The following is a 15,132-nucleotide window of genomic DNA, read 5'->3' on the forward strand; positions in this document are numbered from 1 at the left end:
CAATCGCGCACTGGAAGCGGCCAGCGGCTTGCGCTATGGGCAAGTCACCCAACCATCAGGGCCAACCAGCAGGGAGAGTCCCATGAAAGCCGCTGTAATCACCTTTCCCGGTTCAAACTGCGACCGCGATCTGGCTTCGGCCTTCGAGCAGGCAGGCTTTCAGGTGGCACGGGTCTGGCACAAGGATACAGACCTGCCGCATGGCGTGGACGTGGTCGGTGTGCCGGGCGGGTTTTCCTTTGGCGATTACCTGCGCTGCGGGGCGATTGCGGCGCAATCCCCGATCGCGGCGGCGGTCAAGGCCCATGCCACCCGCGGCGGTCATGTGCTTGGCATCTGCAACGGCTTTCAGGTGCTGACCGAAATGGGCCTTCTGCCCGGTGTGCTGATGCGCAATGCGGGGCTGAAGTTTGCCTGCAAACGTGTTGCCTTGCGTGTGGCAACCACCGACAGCCCCTATACCAACACCTATGGCCGCGGACAGGAGATCGAGATCCCGATCGCGCATCACGACGGCAATTACACGATTGACACCGAAGGTCTGGCCCGGCTGCAAGGCGAAGACCGGATCGCCTTCACCTATGCGCAAAACCCCAATGGCTCGATGGCGGATATCGCGGGCGTGCTGTCTGAGAACCGTCGCGTGCTTGGCATGATGCCTCATCCCGAACGTGCATGTGAGCCGGTTCACGGCGGCACGGATGGCGCCGGAATGTTCCGGTCGCTAATGGGCGGGATGGCGCTTGCCTGACCGACCCCGGCTTGAGGCGGCAGTGGCCACAGCCTAGAGTCGCGCCCATGGCAGAGACAAGGCCCCCTTACGACCAAGGCGATGATGCGCAGGGCATTTCCTGGCGCGTAAAACTGGTTATTGCGCTAATGGTTGTGCTGGCGGTCGGTGTGGTGCTGGTCACAAACCGCTGGCTGACCGAGCGATTCTCGGAAACCACCCGCAACCGGGCCGATCTGCGGCTGGCACTGTATTCGGGCAATATGATTTCCGAATTGCAGCGAACTTCGGTCGTGCCGCTCTTGCTGTCCACCGATCCCGCCTTTGGTGAGGCCCTGCGCAGCGGCAATTTTTCGCAGACCTCGCAACGGCTGATCAAGGTGCAGTCCGAAATCGGCGTGGCCTCGATCATGATCATGGACCGCGATGGCCGCGTGGTCGGGGCGACCAATCGCAATCTGCTCGGCACGCTTTACCGCACCGAAAGTTTTTACGTCGACGCTCTGCGCGCCAAGGACACGATCTTTACCGCCGCCCGTCGTGGCACGGCGGGGTTTGATTTCACCTATTCCCGGTCGATCATCATTGATGGCCGCCCGGTGGGCGTGATCGCGGTGGCCGTCGACCTGTTGAAATACGAACGCGCCTGGGCAGGGTTTCAGGATGCGGTGCTGGTGACCGACAGCGAAGGCACGGTCATTCTGGCGACAGAACCGCGCTGGCGCGGCCTGCCGTTGGCAGATGCGCTTGCCGTTCGCGAAGAACGATCAGCAATCGGGCGCGCCTTGCAGGCCACCGCAGACTGGGCGCAGAACCCGCCCGATGCTTATCTGGCCGGGCAAGCCGTGATGAAGACCGAAGCGCGCGTGCCATTTCGCGGTTGGCGCATGGTCACCTTTACAGCCTACGATTCGGTGCGTGAGCGGGTGAATGGCGTGCTGGCGCTTGAAATCATGGGCTTTGCCATCCTGCTGGCGCTGACCTTCTATGCGCTGTCGCGCAAGGCATGGTCGCAAAGCATGAGCTTTCAGCGCGAGTCGGCGGAACTGCGGCTGCTGAATGCGCGGCTGCAACGCGAGATTGCAGAACGCGAAAAGGTGCAGAAAGATTTGGCGGTGGCCGAACTTACGCTGGCACAATCGTCCAAACTGGCGGCTTTGGGCGAGATGTCGGCGGCGGTCAGCCATGAGTTGAACCAGCCCTTGGCGGCTATGAAAACCTATCTGGCGGGGGCGCGGCTGCTGTTACAACGCCGCCGTCCCGAAGAAGCCTTGTCGTCGTTCCAGCGCATCGATGATCTGATCGAACGGATGGGCGCGATCACCCGGCAGCTGAAATCCTATGCCCGCAAGGGTGGCGAGGCGTTTGAACCCGTCGATCTGCGTCAGGCGCTCAGCTCTGCCCTGTCGATGATGGAACCGCAGCTCAAGGCGCGCGTGGTCAAGATCACCCGCACCCTGCCCCGCCAACCCGTGATGGTGATGGCCGACCGCATCCGGCTGGAACAGGTGATCATCAACCTGCTGCGCAATGCGCTGGACGCGACCAAAGATCGCTCTGGCCCGCAGATCGACCTGATCCTCAGCCAAGGCGACACTGCCATGCTGCTGGTGCGCGACAATGGCCACGGGATTGCCGATCTGGATAACCTGTTCGAGCCTTTCTACACAACCAAGAAACCCGGCGAAGGCGTGGGCCTTGGCCTTGCGATCTCTAGCGGGATCGTCGGCGATCTGGGCGGTCGCCTGACTGCACGCAATGCGACAGGCGGCGGCGCAGTCTTTGAAATGCAATTGCCCCTGATGGGGCCAGCGAAAGAGCAGGAAGCTGCGGAATGAGGTATTCATGTCGCGCGCAATGAAAGTGGCCATCGTCGATGACGAGGCCGATATGCGTCAATCCATCAGTCAGTGGCTGGCCTTGTCAGGCTTTGACACCGAAACCTATGCCAGTGCTGAAGACGCGCTCAAAGGCATCGGCGCTGATTTCGCGGGCGTTGTGGTCAGCGATATCAAGATGCCGGGCATGGATGGGATGGCGTTTCTGAAACGCCTGATGAGCATGGATTCGGGTCTGCCTGTCATCATGATCACGGGGCACGGCGATGTGCCGATGGCGGTCGAGGCGATGCGGGTCGGGGCCTATGATTTTCTGGAAAAACCGTTCAACCCTGACCGGATGACCGAACTTGCCAAGAAGGCCACGCAGGCGCGCCGGATGACGTTGGACAACCGAGCGCTGCGCCGCGAATTGTCAGATGGCACAATCCTGATGAAAAAGCTGATCGGCGGCAGCCCGGTGATGGAGCGTTTGCGCGAAGATATCCTCGATCTGGGGCAGGCCGACAGCCATGTTCTGATTGACGGCGAAACCGGCACCGGCAAAACGCTGGTCGCCCACGCGTTGCATGCCGTGGGGCCGCGCGCGTCAAAGAAGTTTGTCACCATTTCTTGCGCAGCATGGTCCGAAGACCAGCTTGCCGCCAAGCTGTTCGGCCCCGCCGAAGATGGCGCGATTGCGCTGGTCGAAGAAGCCCGTGGCGGGACGCTGTGTCTGGAAGATGTCGAGGCGCTGAGCCATTCGCTGCAAGCCCGGCTGCTGACCGTGATCAACGAGTCTGGCACGCCGCCGGAAACCCGGATCATCGCAATCTGCAACGAACATGTGGCCGATAAAACGCTCGAAGATATTCTGCGTGCCGATCTGTTCTACCGCCTTGGCGCCATGACCATCCTGTGCCCGCCGCTGCGCTCGCGCGGCGAAGATATTCTGACCCTGTTCACCCGGATGTCGGAACAGTTCGCCGAAGAATACGGCTGCGACGCGCCGCAAGTCACCGCGCAAGAGGCGGCGCAACTGTTGCAAGCCCCATGGCCCGGCAATGTGCGCCAGCTGGTCAACATCGCCGAACGTGCGGTCTTGCAAAACCGGCGCGGGTCGGGGTCCATCGCCAGCCTGTTGATGGCCGACAACGAGGCATCTGGCCCCGCGATGACCACCGAAGGCAAGCCCCTGAAAGAATATGTCGAAAGCTTTGAGAAAATGCTGATCGACAACACCATGCGCCGCCACAAGGGCAGCATCGTCGCGGTTATGGATGAGTTGTGCCTGCCGCGCCGCACACTGAACGAGAAGATGGCGAAATACGGGTTGCAGCGGCAGGATTACACCTGACCCCGTCGCGATACTGTTACACTGCCGGGGGTAAGCACGGGGGAAATCCCCGAAAGGTGCCTGCCGTGAACACCCCCGCGCAAGACTGGCTTAAGGCTGAACTGGCCGACACCTTTGACGAAGACTTTGAGCTTGAGCTGGAAGACGCCCAGCTTTCCTTGGAAATCGCGCGAATCTACAAGGAAAAGCACCCTCAGACGATTGATCGCACCCAATACTTCCACGCCCTGATCCGCATGCAGTCAGAGCTGATCAAGCTACAGGATTGGGTGCAATATCACCGCAAAAAGGTCGTGGTGATCTTTGAGGGTCGCGACAGCGCCGGTAAAGGCGGCGTGATCAAGCGCCTGACCCAGCGGCTCAATCCGCGCGTGGTGCGCGCAGTGGCCCTGCCCGCCCCATCAGACCGCGAAAAGTCGCAATGGTATTTCCAGCGCTATGTACCCCATCTGCCTGCGGGCGGCGAGATCGTGCTGTTTGACCGCAGTTGGTATAACCGCGCCGGGGTGGAGCGTGTGATGGGCTTTGCCAGCGATGATCAGGTAGAGCAGTTCTTTCACGACGTGCCAGAATTTGAACGCATGCTGGTGCGGTCGGGGATCACAGTCATCAAATACTGGTTTTCGATCACCGATGAGGAACAGCAGATGCGCTTTTTGATGCGCATCCATGACCCGATGAAGCAGTGGAAACTGTCGCCTATGGATCTGCAAAGCCGGATCAGATGGGAACACTATACCAAGGCCAAAGAGGAAATGATGGCACGCACCAACATTCCCGAAGCCCCATGGTATATTGTGGAAGGCAACGACAAAAAGCGGGCGCGGCTGAATTGTATCGACCATTTGCTGGGTCTGATCCCTTACGAGCCGGTCCCGCACGAAGACATCAGCCTGCCCGAACGCGTGTTCAACCCTGACTACGAACGCGCCGTCCTGCCGCCTGAACTTTACGTTCCGGCCAAATACTAGACCGCGACTTCGGCACAAGACCCGGCTTCTTTGCGTCAAACACGCAACGGCCCGGCAAAAATTGCCCATTGCCCTTGGTCTTGCTTTGCCGCTAGGGTTGGCGAGCTTGGGGATAACCTATGCACAGAATTCTCTGCCTGCCATGGCCGACGCGATGAAACGCGACGCACTGGCGAGCAGCCGGATCGGCCGCAAGGCTGTTGTCATTGCCCGTATGTCTTTGGATCATCGGGCTTTTTTGAAGGTGGGGGGCGCCAGACGCCCCTCAGACGTGAACCGCGATGACGTGCGCGACAAAGACGATAGACGGCGTGGGATGCCCAACGGGCATTCCGCTGTCATGCGTTACGCGCGCCTCCGCCCGAACAAGACGCCTTATCCCGTACCAATGCCCCTCTGGTCCGCCAGAGGGTTTGGTGCGTCTAGGGCGCAATGGAACAAAATGGCCAAGAAAATGCTCATCGATGCCACCCACTCCGAGGAAACTCGGGTGGTTGTGGTGGACGGAAACAAGGTCGAGGAATTCGATTTTGAAACCGTCAACAAGCGCCAGCTTGCTGGCAACATCTACCTTGCAAAGGTAACGCGGGTTGAACCGTCGCTTCAGGCGGCTTTCGTCGATTACGGCGGCAACCGGCACGGCTTTTTGGCATTCGCCGAAATCCACCCCGATTACTATCAGATCCCGGTCGCTGACCGCAAAGCGCTGATCGAAGAAGAACGCGCCTATGCCCGCGCCGAGGAAGAAGAAGAAAACCGTCGTTCGCGCAAGCGCAGCCCTCGCCCAAAGCCCGCCGCAGAGGACGCAAAACCGCAAGACGCGGTAACCTCTGGCCCGGCCGGGATGGATGTTGTTGACCTTGGCGACGATGCCGAAGCCGATGCACCGCAGGTCGAACAATCTGACCAGGGTCACGACGAAAACGGCCATGACCATGGCACCGAAAACGGTGGCGAAAACGGCAGTGGTGAAGCGCCTTACCGCGCGATGGATCACGCGTCTGAAACTGATGATGATATCGAATCCATCGCCGAAGAAGACGTGTCTGAAGAAATCAGCCAGCCGCGCAAGCCCCGCGCCCGCCGCTACAAGATTCAAGAAGTGGTCAAGGTCCGGCAGATCATGCTGGTTCAGGTGGTCAAGGAAGAACGCGGCAACAAAGGCGCTGCGCTGACCACCTATCTGTCGCTTGCCGGTCGTTATTGCGTCTTGATGCCAAACACCGCGCGCGGTGGCGGCATTTCACGCAAGATTACCAATGCCGCCGACCGTAAAAAGCTGAAAGACATCGCCGCCGAGATCGAGGTGCCCGAAGGCGCTGGTCTGATCGTGCGCACCGCAGGGGCCAAGCGCACCAAGGCGGAAATCAAGCGCGATTACGAATACCTGATGCGGCTGTGGGAACAAATCCGCGAGCTGACGCTCAAATCCATCGCGCCTGCCCCGATCTACGAGGAAGGCAACCTGATCAAACGCTCGATCCGCGACCTGTATAACCGCGAGATCGACGAAGTTCTGGTCGAAGGCGAAGACGGCTTCCGCACCGCAAAAGACTTCATGCGGATGATCATGCCAAGCCACGCAAAGGCCGTGCAGCGCTATACCGACCCGACCCCCTTGTTCGCCAAATATCAGGTCGAAGGCTATCTGGGCGGGATGTTCAACCCGACCGTGCAACTCAAATCAGGCGGCTATATCGTCATCGGCATCACCGAAGCACTGGTTGCCGTTGACGTGAACTCTGGCCGGGCGACGAAAGAGGGCTCGATCGAGGACACCGCACTCAAGACCAACCTTGAGGCCGCCGAAGAGGTGGCCCGTCAGTTGCGTCTGCGCGATCTGGCCGGTCTGATCGTCATCGACTTCATCGACATGGAAGAGCGTCGAAACAACGCCGCGGTCGAGAAGAAGCTGAAAGACAAGCTCAAGACCGACCGCGCCCGCATTCAGGTTGGCCGCATTTCAGGCTTTGGCCTGATGGAAATGAGCCGCCAGCGCCTGCGCCCAGGCATGCTTGAATCTACCACCCAGCCCTGCCCGCATTGCCATGGCACCGGGCTGATCCGGTCTGATGATTCCATGGCGTTGCAGGTTTTGCGCGCACTGGAAGAAGAGGGCACGCGCAAGCGGTCCAAAGAGGTGCTGCTGAAAGCGCCGGTCGGGATCATCAACTATCTGATCAACCAAAAACGCGAACATATCGCGTTGATCGAGGCCCGCTATGGCATGTCCGTCCGGCTGGAAGCCGACCCGTCGATGATCAGCCCAGATTACACCATCGAAAAGTTCAAAACTGCGCTGCGTGTGGTGCCGGAACCGGGGTCGGTGATCTCGGGCAATTCCAGCCTGATGGGCGCCGCGGTAGACGAGGACGAAGACGAAGATCTGCCGATTGAAGATGATATCGAAGATGAAGCGGAGCCAGAGGCCGAACCAGAGGCCAAGACCGAACCCTCCGCCGATCCACGTCAGGCAGACGGCAACGGCACCAAGAAAAAGCGCCGTCGTCGTCGCCGCCGCAAGGGATCAGGTGCCAACGGCACCGAGACCGATGGCAATGGCGAGTCGGAAGATGGCGAGTCGGATGGGGAAGATGATGCCGACGCATCAGAAACCCCGGCAGATGCTGCCGCTGAACCTGCGGCTGCAGACCCGGTGGTGACAGCCGCAGCCGATGCCGATGCGCCAATTGCCGAGGCAGAGCCTGCGAAGAAGCCGACGCGCAGCCGTTCGCGCAAGCCAAAGGCACAGCCCGCTGATACGCCTGCCGCCCCGGCAGAGGTGACAGCCGAGCCTGTGGCCCCAGAATCGGCCCCGGAACCGGTGGCAGAGCCAGTGGCAGAGGTGGCCAAAAAGCCAACCCGCAGCCGTTCGCGCAAGCCAAAGGTCGCGCCAGCAGATGCCCCGGTCATGCCAGAGGCCGTAGTAGAGCCAGTGGCAGTGGCCGCGGCAGTGCCAACCACGATGGTGCAACCCGCACCAATGGCCGAGCAGCCTGCACCAGTGGCCGAAGCGGCCCCTGTTCCGCCGGCCCCGACGCCCGAGCCTGCGCCCGTGGCTGACACAGCCGCCGCGGTTGCGCCCGAAGACACCGGGCCCGAAAAACCCAAGCGCAAAGGCTGGTGGTCGTTGAGCCGCTAAACCTTGGCGACAAACAGTCGGGGGCGGCAGGTGATCCTGCCGCCCCCATGCTTTTGGTGATGTTTCACAAAGACCACGACGATGTGACACCCCGCCCCCGTGACGTGCAGGCGCGTCCGGGCTATCACTTGGCGAAAGGGGACAGACATGTTCGGACTAGACCTGATCGACGCGGCACTTTTGCCCGCCATGCTGATCGCGCTGATGGCGGGGGTGTTGTCGTTTCTGTCGCCCTGTGTGCTGCCGATTGTTCCGCCCTATCTGGCCTATATGGGCGGCATTTCTATGACCGACATGCGCGGCGATGCCACCGCCCGCCGCCGGGTGATCGTCCCGGCCCTGTTCTTTGTCATGGGCCTGTCCACTGTGTTCCTGCTGCTGGGCTTCACCGCCTCGGCCTTTGGCGCGTTCTTTTTGCAAAATCAGATGCTCTTCTCGCGCATATCTGGCGCTGTGGTGCTGGTGTTCGGCCTGCATTTCATTGGTCTGTTCCGCATTCCTATGCTTGACCGCGAGGCGCGGCTGGATGCGGGCGACCGAGGTGGCTCGGCCTTTGGCGCCTATGTGCTTGGCCTTGCCTTTGCCTTTGGCTGGACGCCCTGCATCGGTCCGCAACTTGGCGCGATCCTGTCACTGGCGGCACAAGAAGGTTCGGTCCAGCGCGGCACATTGCTTTTGGGCGTCTACGCGCTTGGCCTTGGCCTGCCTTTCCTTCTGGCCGCGCTGTTTGTCGAACGCTCGCTTGGCCTGATGCAACGGCTGAAGCCTCATATGAAAACCATCGAGCGGGTCATGGGCGTGCTGCTGATCATCGTCGGGCTGGCGCTTCTGACCGGGGCCTTTACGGATTTCAGCTGGTGGTTGCTGGAAACCTTCGACCGTTTTGGCATCCCGCTGCTGGGCTGATCGGTTTTCCCTTATTTCTGCCCGAAATCCCGCCTAGACTGGCCAGGATCAGGAGCGGCGTATGGCGAGAATGGATCCTTTGATACCTAAAACCACGGCGCAAAGCGTAAAGCTTTTTCACCGCCGGGTGTTCTATATCCCCGGATATGATCCGATCCATCCCCGCCGCTACCGCGAACTTTACCGCAAGGAATCCACCGATCAGGCCGCGATTTCCGGCTATGACATTTCCCTGCACGCAAAGCAGACCAAAGGCCCCTATGGCTGGCGGGTCCATGGCACGATGAACAGACGGCAGGCGCAGGCCGATATCGAGGTGCTGATCTGGTCAGACATCGTGCGTGGCAGCATGTCGAACTCGATCCCCGCCACCTATGCGCAGCTTGCGCGCACCGCATGGGCCTATATCGGATCGGGCGCGCTGTTCCGCCTGATGCTGTTGCGCAAAGGGCCAGTGATCGCGGCGCTGTATCCGATCGTGTTCCTGCTGGCGCAACTGGCCGTTGCCCTGGGCCTTGGCTGGGCTTTCGGTGCGTTGGTCGCAGCCTTTACCCATCCGGCGCTGATCCTTGTGGGCCTTATCCCGGTGCCCTTCATCCTGCGCTGGTTCAAGGCCCGAGATAACAAGGTCTTTGCCTATTACCTGATGCACGACTACGCCTTCTCTGCCCGCTGGAACGGCGCCAACCCCCCGGCCCTTGAGACCCGCATGGCCGAGTTTACTGCCACTATCCGCGCAGCCTTGGAAAGCGACTGTGACGAGGTGCTGGTGGTCGGCCATTCTTCGGGGGCGCATCTGGGTGTGTCGATTCTGGCCGACATGCTGCGCGCAGGCCTGCCCGCTGGCCACCCGCCGCTGGCCTTTCTCAGCTTGGGCCAGGTGGTGCCGATGGTCAGCTTTCTGCCCGGCGCAACCCGTTTGCGGGCCGATCTGGCCTATCTGTCCGCGCGCAATGACCTGACATGGGTCGATGTCACCGCCCCCGGCGACGGCTGCGCCTTCGCATTGTGTGATCCGGTGGCCGTCTCGGGAGTCGCACCAAAGGATCAACGCTGGCCGCTGGTGCTGTCTGCCGCCTTCACGCAAACCCTGTCACCCGAGCGTTGGGCACAACTGCGCTGGCGGTTTTTCCGCCTGCATTTCCAGTATCTGTGCGCCTTTGACCGCCCCGGCGACTACGACTACTTCCAGATCACTGCCGGGCCGAAAACCCTTGCCGCCCGCTATGCCGCACGCGCCCCGTCCAAAAGCCGCATCACCCGCGCCGTAAACCGCCATACACACACGGCATGACCCCGCCCAAACCCATCCCCCGCCCCGACCGTGTCTCGCTCTGGCGCTACCTGCGCCTGTTCCGGCAAGACATCCTGTCGGCGCAGCCTGCCCGGCTGTATCGCGCGTGGATGGCCGAATTCCGCACCCCGTTCTTTCGCAGCTATATGTGCAACGATCCTGCGCTGATTGATCTGGTGCTGAAAGCCCGCCCCGACGATTTCCCAAAATCCGACCGCATCCGCGAAGGGCTGAACCCGCTCTTGGGAAATTCGGTATTCGTCACGAATGGCGAAGTCTGGAAACGTCAGCGCCGCATCATCGACCCCGCGTTTGAAGGCGGACGTCTGCGCGAATCCTTCCCTGCAATGTGGGATGCCGCCCTTGCCGCCACCGCCCGTCTGCGGACAGGCGAGGTCGAGGTCGAGGAGGAGATGAGCCACGCCGCAGCTGATGTGATCTTCCGCACGCTGTTCTCGATTCCGATTGAACATCAAACAGCGCAGGCGGTGTTTCATGAATTTCGCGCCTATCAGCGGACCCAGCCAATCCTGAACCTTGCGGCCTTCCTGCCCTTGCCACGCTGGTTTCCCCGCCTGCACCGCCGCGCCACGCTGCGCTCTGCGGAAAAGATCCGCGCCCTCATCACCCAGATGACCGAATCCCGCGCAGCCGAGATCGCCTCTGGCCGCGCTCCCGACGATCTGGCGACCAAAATCATGCAGACTGCCGATCCACAGACCGGACAACGCTTTGACACACAAGAGATGGTCGATCAGGTCGCGATCTTCTTTCTTGCAGGACATGAGACCAGCGCCTCGGCCCTCGCTTGGGCGCTCTATCTTCTGGCCACCCACCCCGAGGCGCAGGCGCGCGTCGCGGCCGAGGCCGCCACCCTGCCCGACCACCCCGATTTCGCCGCCCTGTCACGGCTCAAATTCACCCGCGACGTATTCCGCGAAACCCTGCGACTCTACCCACCGGTGCCGATGATGGTGCGCGAAAACACCTGGCCCGAGACCTTTCGCGACCGCCCCATCACCCCCGGTGCCCAGATCGTGCTGTCGCCCTGGCACCTGCACCGGCATGAACGGCTCTGGACCAACCCCGACGGCTTTGATCCCGACCGCTGGACGCGCGAGGACAACAAGACCAGCGCCCGCGATGCCTACATGCCGTTTTCGGCAGGCCCGCGCGTTTGCACCGGTGCTGGCTTTGCAATGGTAGAGGGCACACTGTTGCTCGCCCATCTGATCCGTACCTACCAGTTTACCCCGGTTGAAAACGCGATACCTGTCCCTGTGGCTCACCTTACGGTACGCGCCGCGAACGGCATCAGACTGCGTCTCACAAAGCGCAGCTGACTTTCATCTTGGAAAAAACACTCTCGGGGGCGGGCGGCGGAGGGCATACAGCCCCAGGGCGACGCCAGCCGCACAGCGCGCTCTGAAAGACTCAGAGAATCTCGATGCGGTAAGACTCGATCACCGTATTGGCCAGCAGCTTGTCGCACATCGCCTTTACATCGGCTTCCGCCTGTGTGGCATCTGTCTCGGCCAGGTCCAGCTCAATTACCTTGCCCTGACGTACCCCACCCACGCCTGCAAAGCCAAGTGTGCCAAGCGCGTGGCGCACGGCTTCGCCCTGCACATCCAGAACGCCGTTCTTCAGCATGACGGTGACACGGGCTTTCATGGCAATTCCTCAATGGCTGACCAGATTTCGTCTTCCCCTTACCGCCCCCTCCCCTTCGGAGCAAGAGGGCGCGCGGGCAAGATCAGTTGCAAATCTGCCCGCCGCGGCACCGGGTCCAGCTAATTGATCAGGGTTGGTTTCAAAGAATGCGTAACATTGGTGGGCAAAACCCCCAGCCGCCGCGCCAATTCGGTGTAAACATCGGCCATCGGCCCCGGCTCTGCCACCGGCTGGCCGTCGCCGCGGTCAATCACCGGGCGCATGTCCCACAGCCGGCAATTATCGGGACTAATCTCATCGGCGATGATCAGGCGCATGTAATCGCCCTCCCAGACCCGGCCCACCTCGATGCGGAAATCGGCCAGACGCACGCCCACGCCCATCATGACGCCCGACAGAAAATCATTGACCCGCAGCGCCAGTGCCACCACATCATCCAGATCTTGCTGGCTGGCCCAACCGAACGCCACGATATGTTCCTCGGCCACCATGGGCGAGGAAAGGCGGTCATCCTTGTAATAATACTCCACAATCGGTCGCGGCAGCGCGGTGCCTTCGGGGATGCCCAGCTTGACCGACAGCTCTCCGGCGGAGAAGTTGCGCACCACAACCTCAAGCGGCAGAATTTCGGCCATCCGCACCAGTTGCTCACGCATGTTCAGCCGCTTGATGAAATGCGTAGGCACCCCGATGCTGTTCAGCCCGGTCATGAAAAACTCTGACAGGCGGTTGTTCAACACGCCCTTGCCTTCAGTGCCTTTGGCCTCACTCGTCACAGGTGCCTCGGACGAGATGCCCTCATCCTTGAAATACTGGATCAGCGTGCCGGGTTCTGGGCCGTCGTAGAGGATCTTGGTCTTGCCTTCATAGACCTTCTTGCGCCGTGCCATGAACTCTCCGAAAAACAAATGCAGTCAGGGGCGGTGAAGCACCGCCCCGCTGGCTTTGTCAGGCGTATATGTCAGGACCAGACCCGCTGCAAGCGCGCGCGCCTTCAAAAGCCTTTATCCACGCACCAGAAGAACCTGAACCTAACATTTAAGCCAGCTTGCCCCTGCCCGCCACTGCCAGACGCGCGCTTACGATGATGGTGATGGTAAGGCGGCGGTCGTCAGGCTGCGCGCTGTAGCATCTGCATAACGGCGACAATCTCTTCGAAACTGTCAAAGGGCAGCCCCATCCGCTCGCCCATTGCGGCAAGTTTGTTCAGCGCGGCGTCGTCGATGTGACCATCCGCCATGGCCGTGCGCACAGCAAAGCACATCGCCGTTTCCACCTGCTTGGACGTCAGCAAAACCCTTGCCTCGGCCAAGCAGGCATCGGTGCCCTGACTGCGCAACTTAACCAGAATGTCCTGTACGATTTCATGCGTGCGCATGCGGCCAATTGCATGAAACAGGGGGCTGTCGCTGCACATGTTGACGACTTGCTTGATGCTGGTCGCCTCGACCCGACCATCTGCGGCGGCGATCAACATGACCATCGTCAAAATGCCGCGCGCAGGCGCTTCGACGGGCGATACACCACCCGCACCAGTGCGAAGATTCGTGAACAGCCCCACAGATGACGCCTTTCCTGAGCATGGCAATGCCTTGACCTGCCGCAAAACATGCACTGCAACTGCGGCGCGATTGCGGCTCAATTCGCACATCTTTCGACTTTGCAAGCGGGCCTGCGGCGCACTGCCCCTTGCAGCGAAAGGCGCGCAAGGGCATATGAAAGGGGACACATTCCTACGAGGGGGCCTGCCAATGACCACGTTTGACGATCGCGAAAATGCCTTTGAAAACAAGTTCGCCCACGACGCGGAAATGCAATTCCGCGCTGAAGCGCGCCGCAACAAGCTGGTCGGCCTCTGGGCTGCGGACCTTTTGGGCAAAACCGGGGATGACGCTGCTGCCTATGCCATCACGGTGGTGCAGGCTGATTTCGAAGAAGCTGGCATTGAGGATGTGGTGCGCAAAGTGGCCGCAGACCTTGGTGACCGCGCCAGTGCCGACGATATTCGCGCCAAAATGGCCGAGATGATGCCGATCGCCAAAGCGCAACTGATGACCGAAATCTAAGAAGCGCCCGCCCCGATGCCACTGTGGGCCGTCCTTTGCGGCGGCCTTTTAAAAGCGCAACTCAGGCTACGCGCATGATGATCTTGCAGGAAATGGGTTTGCCTCTGCGCCCCGCTTCTGGCATTCCCTGTGCAACCGTTCATGCCGAGGCCCCGATGTCACAAGATGCCCTCTCCAAGCTTCTGTCCACCCGCGATTGGCTGATGGCCGATGGTGCGACGGGGACCAACCTGTTCAACATGGGCCTGTCTTCGGGCGAACCACCAGAGTTCTGGAATATCGAGCAGCCCGACAACATCCGCAAACTCTATCGCGGCGCGGTAGAGTCGGGATCAGACATCTTTCTGACCAACACCTTTGGCGGCAACGCCAGCCGGTTGAAACTGCATCAGGCCCAGAGTCAGGTGCATGAGCTGAACCGCGTGGGCGCAGCACTGGGGCGCGAAATCGCTGATGCTTCGGGCCGCACGGTCGTTGTCGCGGGTTCTGTCGGCCCGACGGGTGAGATTTTCGTGCCGATGGGCACTCTGACCCATGCGCTTGCGGTCGAGATGTTCCACGAACAGGCCGAAGGGCTCAAAGCAGGCGGCGCCGATGTGCTGTGGGTCGAAACCATCAGCGCCCCCGAAGAATTCAAGGCCGCCGCCGAAGCTGCTGCCCTTGCTGGCATGCCGTGGTGCGGCACCATGAGCTTTGACACCGCAGGTCGCACGATGATGGGCACCACTTCTGCCGCCATGGCGGAGATGGTGGAAAAGCTGGCCAATCCGCCACTGGCCTTTGGTGCCAATTGCGGCGTGGGTGCGTCCGATCTGATGCGCACCGTGCTGGGCTTTGTCACAACCGGCAGCGATCGCCCGATCATTGCCAAGGGCAACGCCGGGATTCCGAAATATCACGATGGCCACATTCATTATGATGGCACGCCGGAACTGATGGGCGAATATGCGGTGCTGGCCCGCGATGCCGGGGCGCGCATCATCGGCGGTTGCTGCGGCACCATGCCCGAACACCTCAAAGCCATGCGCGCCGCTTTGGAAAACACCCCCCCCGGCCCGCGCCCGACGCTGGACGACATTTCGGCCAAACTGGGCGGCTTTTCCTCGACATCAGATGGCACCGGCGACACCTCTAACGATCCCAAGCGCGAACGTCGCAACCGGCGCGGCTAAGAC

Annotated in this window: 13 protein-coding genes; 10 read left to right on the plus strand and 3 right to left on the minus strand. The window is 61.0% G+C overall.

The annotated features are described in order from the left end of the window. The first annotated feature begins 82 nt into the window (after window positions 1-82). From purQ to Q8K08_RS18525, 8 genes are all read left to right on the plus strand, one after another. Window positions 83-751: a phosphoribosylformylglycinamidine synthase subunit PurQ gene (gene purQ, locus Q8K08_RS18490; protein ID WP_304804272.1), complete on the plus strand. Its 669-nt coding sequence runs from the start codon at window positions 83-85 to the stop codon at window positions 749-751. A 128-nt stretch (window positions 752-879) separates the two neighbouring features. Beyond that, window positions 880-2,568: an ATP-binding protein gene (locus Q8K08_RS18495; protein ID WP_370654184.1), complete on the plus strand. Its 1,689-nt coding sequence runs from the start codon at window positions 880-882 to the stop codon at window positions 2,566-2,568. A gap of 7 nt (window positions 2,569-2,575) precedes the next feature. After that, window positions 2,576-3,904 carry a sigma-54 dependent transcriptional regulator gene (locus Q8K08_RS18500; RefSeq protein WP_305251178.1) on the plus strand — a complete coding sequence of 443 codons (1,329 nt, stop codon included), beginning with the start codon at window positions 2,576-2,578 and terminating at the stop codon, window positions 3,902-3,904. A 65-nt stretch (window positions 3,905-3,969) separates the two neighbouring features. Continuing rightward, window positions 3,970-4,875 (plus strand): polyphosphate kinase 2, encoded by a 906-nt coding sequence (ppk2, locus tag Q8K08_RS18505; protein ID WP_304799285.1) that lies wholly within the window; start codon window positions 3,970-3,972, stop codon window positions 4,873-4,875. Between the two features lie 442 nt (window positions 4,876-5,317). After that, window positions 5,318-8,017: an Rne/Rng family ribonuclease gene (locus Q8K08_RS18510; protein WP_305251180.1), complete on the plus strand. Its 2,700-nt coding sequence runs from the start codon at window positions 5,318-5,320 to the stop codon at window positions 8,015-8,017. Window positions 8,018-8,164: 147 nt separating this feature from the next. After that, window positions 8,165-8,923 (plus strand): cytochrome c biogenesis CcdA family protein, encoded by a 759-nt coding sequence (locus Q8K08_RS18515; protein WP_304800616.1) that lies wholly within the window; start codon window positions 8,165-8,167, stop codon window positions 8,921-8,923. Window positions 8,924-8,993: 70 nt separating this feature from the next. Next, on the plus strand, window positions 8,994-10,217 hold the full coding sequence (locus tag Q8K08_RS18520) for a hypothetical protein (RefSeq protein WP_304800614.1): 1,224 nt from the start codon (window positions 8,994-8,996) through the stop codon (window positions 10,215-10,217). After that, window positions 10,214-11,560: a cytochrome P450 gene (locus Q8K08_RS18525; protein ID WP_305251185.1), complete on the plus strand. Its 1,347-nt coding sequence runs from the start codon at window positions 10,214-10,216 to the stop codon at window positions 11,558-11,560. The genes Q8K08_RS18520 and Q8K08_RS18525 overlap by 4 nt, the downstream gene beginning before the upstream one ends. Before the next feature lie 91 nt (window positions 11,561-11,651). Here the strand turns inward: Q8K08_RS18525 and purS are convergent, their stop codons facing one another. The 3 genes from purS to Q8K08_RS18540 all read right to left on the minus strand — a co-directional run bounded on the left by purS (window position 11,652) and on the right by Q8K08_RS18540 (window position 13,452). After that, complete coding sequence (gene purS / locus Q8K08_RS18530; RefSeq protein ID WP_305251186.1) at window positions 11,652-11,891, minus strand: phosphoribosylformylglycinamidine synthase subunit PurS; 240 nt, start codon at window positions 11,889-11,891, stop codon at window positions 11,652-11,654. Window positions 11,892-12,010: 119 nt separating this feature from the next. Continuing rightward, window positions 12,011-12,781, minus strand: a complete 771-nt coding sequence (locus Q8K08_RS18535) for a phosphoribosylaminoimidazolesuccinocarboxamide synthase (protein WP_304800608.1) — start codon at window positions 12,779-12,781, stop codon at window positions 12,011-12,013. 221 nt (window positions 12,782-13,002) lie between these two features. Continuing rightward, on the minus strand, window positions 13,003-13,452 hold the full coding sequence (locus Q8K08_RS18540; protein WP_305251189.1) for a tellurite resistance TerB family protein: 450 nt from the start codon (window positions 13,450-13,452) through the stop codon (window positions 13,003-13,005). A 190-nt stretch (window positions 13,453-13,642) separates the two neighbouring features. Between Q8K08_RS18540 and Q8K08_RS18545 the strand changes: the two genes are divergently transcribed. Both Q8K08_RS18545 and bmt read left to right on the plus strand, forming a co-directional pair. Then, window positions 13,643-13,957, plus strand: coding sequence for a DUF1476 domain-containing protein (locus Q8K08_RS18545; RefSeq protein WP_304800603.1), 315 nt, complete (start codon window positions 13,643-13,645; stop codon window positions 13,955-13,957). 155 nt (window positions 13,958-14,112) lie between these two features. Further along, window positions 14,113-15,129 carry a betaine--homocysteine S-methyltransferase gene (gene bmt / locus Q8K08_RS18550; RefSeq protein ID WP_304800619.1) on the plus strand — a complete coding sequence of 339 codons (1,017 nt, stop codon included), beginning with the start codon at window positions 14,113-14,115 and terminating at the stop codon, window positions 15,127-15,129. The last annotated feature ends 3 nt before the right edge of the window (window positions 15,130-15,132 follow it).

Source organism: Pseudotabrizicola sp., assembly GCF_030684215.1.
Taxonomy (GTDB): Bacteria; Pseudomonadota; Alphaproteobacteria; order Rhodobacterales; family Rhodobacteraceae; genus Pseudotabrizicola.

Bases quoted from the DNA above. Each gene is read 5' to 3' on its own strand.
- Q8K08_RS18510 (WP_305251180.1), top strand. From the start codon at position 5,318: ATGGCCAAGAAAATGCTCATCGATGCCACCCACTCCGAGGAAACTCGG.
- Q8K08_RS18545 (WP_304800603.1), top strand. From the start codon at position 13,643: ATGACCACGTTTGACGATCGCGAAAATGCCTTTGAAAACAAGTTCGCC.
- purS (WP_305251186.1), bottom strand. From the start codon at position 11,891: ATGAAAGCCCGTGTCACCGTCATGCTGAAGAACGGCGTTCTGGATGTG.
- purQ (WP_304804272.1), top strand. From the start codon at position 83: ATGAAAGCCGCTGTAATCACCTTTCCCGGTTCAAACTGCGACCGCGAT.
- Q8K08_RS18500 (WP_305251178.1), top strand. From the start codon at position 2,576: ATGTCGCGCGCAATGAAAGTGGCCATCGTCGATGACGAGGCCGATATG.
- Q8K08_RS18515 (WP_304800616.1), top strand. From the start codon at position 8,165: ATGTTCGGACTAGACCTGATCGACGCGGCACTTTTGCCCGCCATGCTG.
- Q8K08_RS18535 (WP_304800608.1), bottom strand. From the start codon at position 12,781: ATGGCACGGCGCAAGAAGGTCTATGAAGGCAAGACCAAGATCCTCTAC.
- Q8K08_RS18520 (WP_304800614.1), top strand. From the start codon at position 8,994: ATGGATCCTTTGATACCTAAAACCACGGCGCAAAGCGTAAAGCTTTTT.
- Q8K08_RS18495 (WP_370654184.1), top strand. From the start codon at position 880: ATGGTTGTGCTGGCGGTCGGTGTGGTGCTGGTCACAAACCGCTGGCTG.
- Q8K08_RS18525 (WP_305251185.1), top strand. From the start codon at position 10,214: ATGACCCCGCCCAAACCCATCCCCCGCCCCGACCGTGTCTCGCTCTGG.
- bmt (WP_304800619.1), top strand. From the start codon at position 14,113: ATGTCACAAGATGCCCTCTCCAAGCTTCTGTCCACCCGCGATTGGCTG.